The 11,570-nt window shown below is 50.9% G+C and carries 9 protein-coding genes and 2 pseudogenes; all 11 read left to right on the forward strand.

Translation table 11 applies throughout. The features are described from left to right. A pseudogene (locus IE093_RS21075) lies at positions 1–101 on the forward strand (sulfate adenylyltransferase subunit CysD); the annotation flags it as partial. Between the two features lie 48 nt (positions 102–149). Next, on the forward strand, positions 150–527 hold the full coding sequence (locus IE093_RS21080) for a four helix bundle protein (protein WP_189472706.1): 378 nt from the start codon (positions 150–152) through the stop codon (positions 525–527). Positions 528–582: 55 nt separating this feature from the next. Beyond that, positions 583–1,802: pseudogene (locus tag IE093_RS21085) on the forward strand (sulfate adenylyltransferase subunit 1); the annotation flags it as partial. After that, positions 1,797–2,426 carry an adenylyl-sulfate kinase gene (gene cysC, locus IE093_RS22565; RefSeq protein WP_422731008.1) on the forward strand — a complete coding sequence of 210 codons (630 nt, stop codon included), beginning with the start codon at positions 1,797–1,799 and terminating at the stop codon, positions 2,424–2,426. The pseudogene IE093_RS21085 and the gene cysC, both read left to right, overlap by 6 nt. 18 nt (positions 2,427–2,444) lie before the next feature. Continuing rightward, on the forward strand, positions 2,445–3,758 hold the full coding sequence (wbpA, locus tag IE093_RS21090; RefSeq protein ID WP_189472708.1) for a UDP-N-acetyl-D-glucosamine 6-dehydrogenase: 1,314 nt from the start codon (positions 2,445–2,447) through the stop codon (positions 3,756–3,758). Between the two features lie 184 nt (positions 3,759–3,942). Beyond that, positions 3,943–4,896 (forward strand): Gfo/Idh/MocA family oxidoreductase, encoded by a 954-nt coding sequence (locus tag IE093_RS21095; RefSeq protein WP_189472711.1) that lies wholly within the window; start codon positions 3,943–3,945, stop codon positions 4,894–4,896. Between the two features lie 144 nt (positions 4,897–5,040). Continuing rightward, positions 5,041–7,038 (forward strand): acyltransferase family protein, encoded by a 1,998-nt coding sequence (locus IE093_RS21100; RefSeq protein WP_189472713.1) that lies wholly within the window; start codon positions 5,041–5,043, stop codon positions 7,036–7,038. A gap of 74 nt (positions 7,039–7,112) precedes the next feature. Beyond that, positions 7,113–7,688, forward strand: coding sequence for a UDP-2-acetamido-3-amino-2,3-dideoxy-D-glucuronate N-acetyltransferase (gene wbpD, locus IE093_RS21105; protein ID WP_189472714.1), 576 nt, complete (start codon positions 7,113–7,115; stop codon positions 7,686–7,688). Between the two features lie 84 nt (positions 7,689–7,772). Continuing rightward, positions 7,773–8,861: a DegT/DnrJ/EryC1/StrS family aminotransferase gene (locus IE093_RS21110; RefSeq protein WP_189472717.1), complete on the forward strand. Its 1,089-nt coding sequence runs from the start codon at positions 7,773–7,775 to the stop codon at positions 8,859–8,861. Continuing rightward, positions 8,861–10,153, forward strand: a complete 1,293-nt coding sequence (locus IE093_RS21115; protein WP_189472719.1) for a lipopolysaccharide biosynthesis protein — start codon at positions 8,861–8,863, stop codon at positions 10,151–10,153. Before IE093_RS21110 ends, IE093_RS21115 begins: the two co-directional genes overlap by 1 nt. A gap of 105 nt (positions 10,154–10,258) precedes the next feature. Then, the gene (locus IE093_RS21120; protein WP_189472721.1) at positions 10,259–11,569 is read left to right on the forward strand and encodes a hypothetical protein; all 1,311 of its coding nucleotides are present in this window, start codon (positions 10,259–10,261) and stop codon (positions 11,567–11,569) included. Position 11,570 lies beyond the last annotated feature (1 nt).

Genomic DNA, 11,570 nt, shown 5'->3' on the forward strand with positions numbered 1-11,570 from the left:
AGGAGATGCTGCTGACGCGCACCAGCGAGCGCTCGGGGCGGGCCATCGACCACGATCAGGCGGGATCGATGGAGAAGAAGAAGCGCGAGGGGTACTTCTGAGCCGAAGGCTCAGAAGACCCGAGAAGAAAGAGGGAAGAAGGAAGAGAAATGGATTTCGAGAAACTGGACGTCTGGAAGCGTTCGGCGCGTTTATCTGCGCAGCTCTACCAGCGTTTTGCCGACTCCCGGGATTTCGGCTTCAAGGATCAGATTACCCGTTCGGGATTGTCGATTCCTAGCAATATCGCCGAAGGCATGGTCAGGCCGACTTCCAAGGATCGCGTCAAGTTTCTGTACATTGCCAAGGGCTCTTGTGCGGAACTGCGTACCCAAATCTACATCGGGACAGAAATCGGCTATATCGATCGTGATAAAGGACGCCAATGGGTATCCGAAACGAAAGAGATTTCCGCCATGCTAACGGGACTGATACGTCGTCAGGCAACTTACGACGGAACATATCGTGTGCAAGAGAGCTTTGAGTAACCGGTTGATTTTTCTTCCTTCTTCCCTCTTATATCTTTCAGCTTAGGAGCGCCCTATGTCACATCAATCAGCCCTCATTGCGGACGATATCGAAAGCTACTTGCGTGAACACGAGCAAAAAGACCTGCTGCGCTTCATCACCTGCGGCAGTGTCGACGACGGCAAGTCGACGTTGATCGGGCGGCTGCTGCACGACTCCAAGATGATCTACGAGGACCAGCTCGCCGCGATCACCCAGGCGTCGAAGACCAGTGGCACCACCGGCGATGCCGTGGACCTGGCGCTGCTGGTCGACGGCTTGCAGTCCGAGCGCGAGCAGGGCATCACCATCGACGTCGCCTACCGCTTCTTCTCCACCGACAAGCGCAAGTTCATCATCGCCGACACCCCGGGGCACGAGCAGTACACCCGCAACATGGCCACCGGCGCCTCGACGGCGAGCCTGGCGATCATCCTGATCGACGCGCGCTACGGGGTGCAGACCCAGACCCGGCGGCACAGCTTCATCGCCGACCTGNCGAGATCGTCGCCGACTACCGGGCCTTTGCCGAGAAGCTCGGTGCCCGCGACATCCGCTTCGTGCCGATTTCGGCGCTGGAGGGCGACAACGTGGTCAACCAGAGTGACCGTACACCGTGGTATGAGGGCCCGGCACTGCTCGAGCTGCTGGAGACGGTGGAGGTGACCCACGACCAGAACCTCAGCGACCTGCGCCTGCCGGTGCAGTACGTCAACCGGCCGAACCTCGACTTCCGTGGCTACTGCGGCACCCTGGCCGCCGGCATCCTGCGCCCGGGCCAAAAGGTCAAGGCGCTGCCGTCGGGCAAGGTCTCGACGGTCGAGCGCATCGTCACCTTCGACGGCGACCTCGAGGTCGCCTATCCGGGCCAGGCGATCACCGTGACGCTGGAAGATGAGCTCGATATCTCGCGTGGCGACTGGCTGGTCGAGGCCGAGGCCGAGGTGCCACTGTCCAACGTCTTCGAAGCCGACATCGTCTGGATGCATGACACCGCGATGGAAACCGACAGGCTCTACGACTTCAAGCTGGCCACGCGCGACTTGGCGGGGCAGATAACTGCCATCGACTACCAGGTCGATATCAACACCCTGGAGCATCGCAAGGCGGATCACCTGGATCTCAATGCCATTGGTCGTTGCCGGGTGGAATTGACCGAGTTGGTGCCGCTGGACGACTACCGCAAGAGCCCGGGCACCGGCAGCTTCATCGTCATCGACCGCCTGACCAACGTCACGGTGGGGGCGGGGATGATCCACCAGCTACTGGAAACCGAGGTTCCCTACGAATATCGCGACCATGACAGCAAGGCCGAGGTGGTATGGAACCGTAGCAGTGTCACGCCAGCCATGCGTGCGCAGATCAAGGGCCATACCGGTAAGTGCATCTGGTTTACGGGCCTTTCTGGATCCGGCAAGTCTAGCCTGGCGAATGCCCTGGAAGTCGAACTCAACCGGCGTGGTTATCACACCATGCTGCTGGATGGCGACAATATCCGCCATGGGTTGTGCAAGGACCTGGGCATGAGCGAGGCCGACCGTACCGAAAACATCCGCCGTGTGGGTGAAATCGCCAAGCTGTTCGCCGATGCAGGCATTATCGTGATCACCGCCTTTATCTCACCGTTCCGCGCTGATCGCGACAATGCCCGCAAGCTTTTCAAGGAAGGCGACTTCATCGAGGTACATGTCGATACGCCGCTGGATATCTGCGAACAGCGAGATCCCAAAGGCCTGTATCAAAAGGCACGTGAAGGCAAGATCAAGGATTTCACTGGCATCAATAGCCCTTATGAAGTGCCGCGTAATGCGGAAGTGAAAGTCAGCACGGCTGAGTTGAGCCTAAGCGAGTTGGTGACTCATTTGGTTAAATACATCTGATAGTGGGTAAAACCCTAAATGGAAAGTTCACGTCGTAAACTGATTGAAAGACTCAAAACGAAAGAGGCCGTGGTAGGAATCGTGGGCCTGGGGTATGTCGGCCTGCCACTGATGCTTCGCTATAACGATATCGGCTTTCGGGTTTTGGGTATCGACATCGACCAGGAAAAGGTCGATAAGCTGAATGCCGGCAACAGCTATATCGAGCATATCCCTTCGGACAAAGTGGCCAAAGCCACTCAGACAGGCTTTGAAGCGACCACGGATTTCAGCCGTGTGGCCGAAGTGGATGCGGTCATCCTCTGCGTGCCTACGCCGCTGAACAAGTACCGCGAGCCCGACATGAGCTTCGTGGTCAACACCACCGATGCCATCAAGCCGCATCTACGCGAAGGGCAGGTGGTCTCGCTGGAAAGCACGACCTACCCGGGCACCACCGAGGAAGAGTTGCTGCCACGTGTGCAGGAAGGGGGGCTTGTCGTTGGCGAGAATCTCTTCCTGATCTATTCGCCGGAACGTGAAGATCCAGGCAATCCTACTTTTGAGACACGGACCATCCCCAAGGTGGTGGGTGGCCACACGCCGGCGTGTCTTGAAGTAGGGGTGGCCCTCTACGAACAGGCGATCGACCAGATGGTACCGTTGAGTTCCACCAAAGCGGCAGAAATGACCAAGCTGTTGGAGAACATCCACCGCGCTGTCAACATCGGCCTGGTCAACGAAATGAAGATTGTGGCCGACCGCATGGGCATCGATATTTTCGAGGTGGTGGACGCCGCCGCCACCAAGCCGTTTGGCTTCACGCCCTACTACCCTGGGCCGGGGCTGGGGGGACACTGCATCCCGATCGATCCCTTCTACCTGACCTGGAAGGCACGGGAATATGGTCTCCACACCCGCTTCATCGAGCTTTCGGGCGAAGTGAACCGCGGCATGCCCGAATATGTGGTGGGTAAGCTGATGGATGGCCTGAATCAGCATGGCAAGGCGCTGAAGGGTAGCAAGGTGCTGGTGTTAGGCATTGCTTACAAGAAAAACGTCGACGACATGCGTGAGTCACCATCGGTCGAGATCATGGAGCTGATTCAAGCGAAGGGGGCGAAGATCGCTTATAGCGACCCTCATGTGCCGGTATTCCCCAAGATGCGTGAGCACCACTTTAACCTATCCAGTGTGGCATTCACCGCAGAAAGCCTGGCGCAATTCGATGCCGTAGTACTGGCCACGGATCATGATCGTTTCGATTACGAGCTGATCAAGGCTCATGCACGCCTGATCGTCGATAGCCGTGGTGTCTATCGTGAAGCCGTCGACCATATCATCAAAGCCTGACCTCGGATACGAATGAGAACTGGCCTAAGAAGAATATAGGCCACTGAAGAACACGGAAAGACACGGAATTTTAAAAGATTTATTATTATTTTTCCGTGTTTTTCCGTGGATTCCGTGGCCAAAAAATCGTGTTCTTCCGTGGCCAAAAAATCGTGTTCTTCCGTGGCAGAGAAATGGAGAGTGTATGAAAAACTTTGCCCTTATCGGCGCCGCCGGTTACATCGCCCCCCGGCATATGAAAGCCATCCATGCAACAGGTAACGATTTGGTGGCGGCATTGGATCCCAACGATTCTGTGGGCATCATCGACAGCTATTTTCCCGATGCTGACTTCTTCACGGAATTCGAACGCTTCGATCGCCATGTCGACAAGCTTCATCGCAGCAACCACAGCAAGCAAGTGGATTACGTTTCCATCTGCTCGCCGAACTACCTGCATGACTCCCATATGCGTTTCGCACTGCGCTCTGGCGCGGATGCTATCTGCGAGAAGCCGCTGGTCCTGAACCCTTGGAATATCGATGGGTTACTGGATATCGAGGAGGACACGGGGCGTAAGGTCAATACCATTCTGCAACTGCGGGTACACCCATCGATCATTGCACTGCGTGACAAGGTGCAATCGTCCCCGAAAGATACCAAGTACGAAGTCGACCTGTCGTATATCACCTCCCGCGGCCATTGGTACCTGCAGAGTTGGAAAGGCGACGAGAAGAAGTCAGGCGGCATCGCGACCAATATCGGGGTGCACTTCTATGACATGCTGCATTTCATCTTCGGAGAGTTGCAGGACAATCAGGTCCATTACAGCTCGCCCACCAAGGCAGCCGGCTATCTGGAATACGCCAATGCCCGCGTGCGGTGGTTCCTCTCAGTGGATGTGAGCGATGTACCGGCGCCTGCCCGTGCCGACGGTCAGCGCACCTACCGTTCGATTACCGTGGATGGGGATGAGATCGAGTTCTCCGGTGGCTTCACCGACCTTCACACCCGCAGTTACGAGGAAATACTGGCTGGCCGTGGCTTCGGCCTGGAAGAGAACCGCGTGGCGATCGAAACCGTGGCCACGATTCGTAACGCTAGCCCTCTGGGGCTCTCGGGTGAATATCATCCATTTCTCATGAATGTGCTGAAATGAGTAGGCAAATCCAAAGCTAATAGGTGAAAGACAGCGCCATCATCAATGATGGCGCCCAGATTAGTAAAGCCGTTTATAAGAAGCTATCTTTTGACCTAAACTGCGGCTCTATCTGAGCCTTTTCCGAGTATCATAATCTGCATAATGAATAAGAAGTTAATTTATCGACCTGACATCGATGGACTACGCGCGGTTGCTGTCCTCGGTGTGTTGATTTTCCATGTAGATCGTAATCTACTGCCAGGTGGTTTTCTGGGAGTGGATGTGTTTTTTGTGATCTCCGGTTACTTGATTACACTGATCTTATTACGAGAGTTGGCAGCGGGAGAGTTTCAGCTTACAAGGTTCTATATTCGGCGAATTAGGCGACTTTTCCCAGCTTTGAGTGTCGTTTTGTTAGCATCACTTATTATAGGTGGTTTTGTCCTATTTCCTTCAGAATATCAAAAGCTTGGGGAGCATGCTTACCATGCGGTGATATTCATTCTTAACTTTCAGTTAATTGATGAAGCTGGATATTTTGATGTTGTCACAGATGCAAAGCCGTTGCTGCATTTGTGGTCTCTATCCGTTGAAGAACAATTTTACATTGCTTGGCCATTTGTTATTCTTGTGCTTTTAAAGATTCAGAAAATAAAAATGCCATATTGGATTGGGGGCTTATGGATTTCAAGCTTTCTATTTGCATTGAGCCTCCATAGTAGAGAGCCAAGTGCACTATACTATCATCCCTTTTCCAGGTTTTGGGAGTTGTTGTCAGGAGTGTGTCTGGCATATTATCACTTACATAAAATTTATTTGAAGACCGCACTGCCTGTATTGAGAGAGAAAAAAACAGCCGAAGTGAAAGGCTTGATTGGGCTGCTATTGTTAGTTTCCTCTTTTACTATCTTTGATAGTGAAATGCAGCATCCTGGCTTCATGACATTGGTGCCAGTCTTAGGGGCTGTCCTTCTGATTGATGCGGGTGCAATGAATACTAAGGTTAATGGTCTGTTAGCAATTAAAGGTTTGGTGGTTGTTGGTCTTATTAGTTATCCTATATATTTATGGCACTGGCCATTAATATCCTATGTTAGGATTGTCGAGTCCGGCAGTCCACCTCAGTGGCTTGTTTGGCTGGCTGCTGGTTTATCAATCCCACTTGCATGGGGTACCTATCAGTTCGTTGAACGTCCTTTTAGAAAGGATGGTTTCGCCACCAAAAAAGTTATCTTTCTGGCCGGTGTCTCAAGTTGTCTGTTCTTTGTCGCTTTTTCTGTTTACTCCCTAAATGGGCTCCCTTACCGACCACAGGTTACGTATCTAGCTGAGGCGGAGGCGCAGATGAAACGTATGCCCGCCCAGGATGATGCATGCACCCAGCGCTTTGAAGGGGATCATCCACCAGTTTATTGTCGTTTTTCGGGAGGTCACTCACATACCATTGCTCTGATAGGTGACTCGCATGCCCATGCCCTTTTTCCAGGCGTAGCAGAAGAGGCCTCGAAGGGAGGCTATAATGTCCTGCTATTGGCGAACTCTGGGTGTCCTACTTTGCAGGGGACTTTTACAGGAAAAGGGTCTAGGCGTGCTGATTGTCCGAGCCAAATAGAAAACATTCTTAGATATGTAGAGCAACAGTCTCATATTGAAAAGGTGGTGGTGGTAACAAGAGGGCCGATCTATATAACTGGTGAAGGATATGGTCCAGCAGAAAATGGCAATTCGCCACCTATTAGTTTCTATTTGGATTCTGGTAAAGTTGGAAATGAGATTCCTCTAAATGTATTTATTTCTGGCTTGGAAAAGACTGTGGAGCGACTTTTTTCTGCAGGGAAGAAGGTTTTCTACTTTATGCAAGTGCCAGAAATTGGAGTTCCTGCTAGAGATTGTCTTGGACGTCCTTTCAGCTTTACAAAAAATACAGGGTGTTCTGTACTGTATGAGGACTATCAAGAAAGAATGGGTGAGTATCGTGAAGCTGTTCAGAAACTGGCTGACGAAACTTCATTAACTGTGATTGATCCAGAGCCACTGATATGTAACACTGACCGATGTTGGCCAGTGCGAGATAACATTCTTTTGTACGCAGACGATGACCACCTTAGCGTGGCAGGTTCAAAGTATTTGGCACCCTTGTTGAAAGTTTTTTTGCTTTGAGTGAATATGAAATTCAGTGCGATTTTACGTTATAACGATTTGTGATTTTCATATTGATTGAATTTGGTGAAGCTATGAATTATCAAAAGCACGAAAGCGCTATCGTTGATGAGGGTGCCCAGATTGGTGAAGGTTCTCGTGTCTGGCACTTTGTGCATGTATGTTCCGGTGCACGCATCGGCAAAGGAGTGTCACTTGGTCAGAATGTTTTTGTCGGCAACAAGGTGGTGATCGGCGATTACTGTAAAGTGCAGAACAACGTGTCGGTCTACGACAACGTAACGCTTGAAGAGGGTGTGTTCTGTGGTCCTAGCATGGTGTTCACCAACGTCTACAATCCCCGTTCGTTGATTGAGCGCAAGAGCGAATTCCGCAATACCTTGGTGAAGAAGGGCGCCACCCTGGGGGCCAACTGTACCATCGTATGTGGCGTGACCATTGGCGAATACGCCTTTATCGGCGCCGGCGCAGTGATCAATAAGGATGTGCCGGCCTATGCGTTGATGGTTGGTGTGCCCGCCAAGCAAATCGGCTGGATGAGTGAGTATGGTGAGCAACTTGATCTTCCGTTGGCAGGGCAGGGTGAAGTCGTTTGCCAACATTCCGGCGAGCGCTACGTGCTGGATGGAAATAAGGTAACCAAGAACTGAACGCCACAGAATCCACGGAATTTTAAAAATAGTTTGTTCTTCTGTGTCGTTCCATGTTCTTTAGTAGAAAATAAGGATTTTAGCATGCAATTCATCGACTTAGCCGCACAGCAATCACGCATCAAAGACAAGATTGATGCCGGCATCCAGCGTGTGCTGGCACACGGCAAGTATATCCTCGGCCCCGAAGTCGCGGAGCTGGAAGAGAAACTGGCGGCTTACACCGGGGCGAAATATTGCATCACCTGCGCCAATGGCACCGATGCGCTACAGATCGCCCAGATGGCATTGGGCATTGGCCCTGGCGACGAGGTGATCACTCCTGGGTTCACTTACATCGCAACAGCGGAAACTGTCGCGGTGCTAGGTGCCAAACCGGTATACGTGGATATTGACCCACGGACCTACAACCTCGACCCCACTAAGCTGGAAGCGGCAATTACGCCACGTACCAAGGCAATTATCCCCGTCTCGCTCTATGGCCAGTGTGCGGACTTCGATGCCATCAATTCCATCGCCGAAAAGCATGGCATTCCGGTGATCGAGGATGGCGCCCAGAGCTTTGGTGCCACTTACAAGGGCCGCAAGTCCTGCAATCTCAGCACCATCGCCACAACCAGTTTCTTCCCCAGCAAACCGTTGGGCTGCTATGGCGACGGTGGTGCCATCTTCACCAACGATGACGAACTCGCTACTACGCTCCGCCAGATCGCCCGCCATGGGCAGGACCGTCGTTATCACCATATTCGTGTCGGCGTGAATAGTCGCCTGGACACGCTGCAGGCCGCAATTTTGTTGCCCAAGCTAGATATCTTTCCGGATGAATTGGAAAAACGTCAGCAAGTTGCGGAAAGCTACACGATACAGCTCAATGATGCAGGTATTATCACCACGCCTCGAGTAGAAAACTACAATATCAGTGCTTGGGCTCAATACACTGTTCGCGTGGAAAACCGTGAGCAGGTGCAGGCAATACTCAAGGAGGCGGGAATTCCCACCGTTGTACATTATCCAATACCGCTCAATCAGCAACTAGCAGTTGCAGATACTGCCGTGAGTTTGGAGGAAGGGGACAAGGCCGCCAACGAGGTGATCTCGTTGCCCATGCACCCATACCTATCGACTCTGGCTCAGGAGCAAATTGTTGGGGCATTACAAAAGGAAGTGAAATAGTGGCAGGCCAAAGGCTGGCACGGTTCATCCCCAAAAGCCGATTCGTTCGCAATGTTGGGATCTTGACAGGGGGAACCGTTTTTGCACAAGGTCTGGCGGCTCTGGCGCTGCCTATTCTGACGCGGATGTATACACCTGCCGATTTCAGTCTGCTGGCCGTATATATGTCGCTGCTGAGCCTGTTCACAGTAATTTCCTGCTTACGGTTTAACATTGCTATTCCCCTGCCAGAGGATGATGGTGATGCGATAAACCTTGTCGCACTGTCGCTTCTTGCGGCACTTGGCTCTAGTGTGATCCTAGCTATACCCGTGCTGGTTGATCCAACAGGCACAGCAACACTACTGGGCCAGCCATACATGGAGACATATCTTTGGATGGTCCCTCTGGGCGTCTTTATGGCCTCAGTTTATAGTGCTTTTCAATACTGGGCATCCCGCAAGAAACGTTTTGGGATTATCACCAAAACCCGCATGAGCCGTGCAACTGGTGGTGCGGGGGCCCAACTTGGGTTTGGCGCGATATCGCCATCGCCTTTTGGGCTTATTTTTGGGCATATGATTTATGGAGGCCTTGGTATAATCGGTCTGGCACGGTCAATGTGGAGGGAAGATCGGACCATCTTTACCAAGGTCAGGTGGGGTGGTGTTAGACGCAATGCGAGACACTATAATCGCTTTCCTATTTATTCAGTACCTGAAGCACTATTCAACACTGCAGGTATCCAAGTCCCCATCATTATCATCGCTGCCATGGCTGCCGGACCAGAGGCGGGCTTCTTGTTGCTTGCTATGAAAGTCATGGGGCTTCCTATGGGCTTGGTAGGAAGTTCTGTAGCGCAAGTGTATCTGGCCGAGGCACCATCCAAACTAAGGTCGGGAACGCTTACCCAGTTTACCCGCAGAAACATGTTGACCCTTCTTAAGATGGGGGGCGCACCACTTGTCGCTGTAGGTATCGCTTCTCCTTTGGTATTTCCCTACGTATTCGGTGAGGAGTGGCTGCGCGCAGGTGTAGCGGTAGCCTGGATGACGCCGTGGTTCGTATTGCAATTCATCGCATCGCCTATCTCCATGGTACTGCATGTTACGGACAATCAGCTTGCGGCAATGTTGTTGCAGGCGTTCGGCTTGGTGCTCAGAGTGGCGGCGGTATTCTTAACTCTCCAACTCGCCGAAACCTGGGTCATTGAAGTTTTTGCTCTGTCAGGCGCGATGTTTTATGCGTTGTACATTGCGGTTATTCTGTCCGTGTTGAGTGCCCAAGAGAAAAAGACGATCGGTGGTAATTGACTTGTTGCATTATTTAAACTCAATGGGTAGTGTAAGCAGAAAATTGGCGGAGTTTCACTATTGTTTTTGCATAGTGCTATTCTGCTGGGGAGCTAAGAAAAAGGTATGAATATCACTGATCAAGTTGTGTCTCGAGTTTTTTTTATTCCTCTATGCCTGTTTTTTAGAGTGCTTCTGGACTTTTCCTATATCTATTTTGTGATGCCGGTCTTTTCCCATATGGGATATGAGATGAATGTTGATCTTTTTTCTTATACCATGTCATGGCTGCTTTATTTTGGTTTTCTTGTTTTGACTCCCCATCATTTGAAGCGGATTAGTGATTATTTTCTGGTCATGGCTGCACTGGCCATACTAGCGCCATTAACAAGTTATTACGGTTTAACGGCGAGTTATGCCTTTCCTGTCCTCGCCACCGAGTTGTCTTTGCTAGCTATTTATCTTCTGACCCGGCCGGGGGTAGTAAAAGTTCCTGCCTTGCCGATTTTACGAGAAGGTCCGATCCTTGGCGCGGGAGTTTCGATATGCATGGTAGCATTTCTGGTTGTCTGGTACTGGATGTCTGGGGCGGTTCGTTATTTCAATCTGAACGTGACAGAGGTTTATAATTATCGGGAAGCAAGTGCGGAGCTGGCTAACGTTGGCTTGCTAAGCTATGTAAATAGCTGGGTCTATCAGGTTTTCTCATTGTTTTCGTTGGCGTGGGCGCTTTACAAACGATACTTTGGATTATTCTTGATTTTCTTCGGGGTGCAAGTCTTTTTTTACGGAGTGGCGGCACATAAATCATTGCTCTTTTATCCGTTTATTATTTTTGGAATTTGGTTTTATTTTCGTAAGACTACAAGTTTGATTGTGGTGCCCCTAATCTTTGTGTCAGCAGTCACCCTGTCGCTTCTTTCGTACTTCGTATTGGATAATATTTTAGTGGGTTCCATGTTTATACGCCGAGTTTTTTTTGTGCCGGCAGTATTGACTTATGATTATTTTAATTTTTTTGATAGTCATCAATTTGTTTGGTGGAGTAATTCTTTTCTGGCTAATTTTCTGGAGTATCCCTATGAGAATAACGTTTCGAAAGTGATTGGTGAGTATAATGGGTCTGGCTCCCACGCTAATAATGGATATGTCTCTAGTGGTTATGCTCATGCAGGTGTACTGGGTATCTTGTCTTATTCCGTTATCCTTGGTCTAGTTATTCGTTTTATCGATGTTGCATCGGCGAACAAGGTTCCTAATTGGTTTGCCTTAGCTATCACAGTGGTGCCACTTAGGAGTGTGTTGATTTCTTCTGACTTGTTCACAGTCATGTTGACACATGGCTTGTTGATCGCCATTCTTTTGTTGTTGTCTTTCCGGTGCAGCCCCCGAAGAAATAAAAGCGTTGCTATGCCGCGCAGTCATAACAGCTTGTAGT

This window comes from Litchfieldella qijiaojingensis, assembly GCF_014651875.1.
GTDB classification, from domain to species: Bacteria; Pseudomonadota; Gammaproteobacteria; order Pseudomonadales; family Halomonadaceae; genus Litchfieldella; species Litchfieldella qijiaojingensis.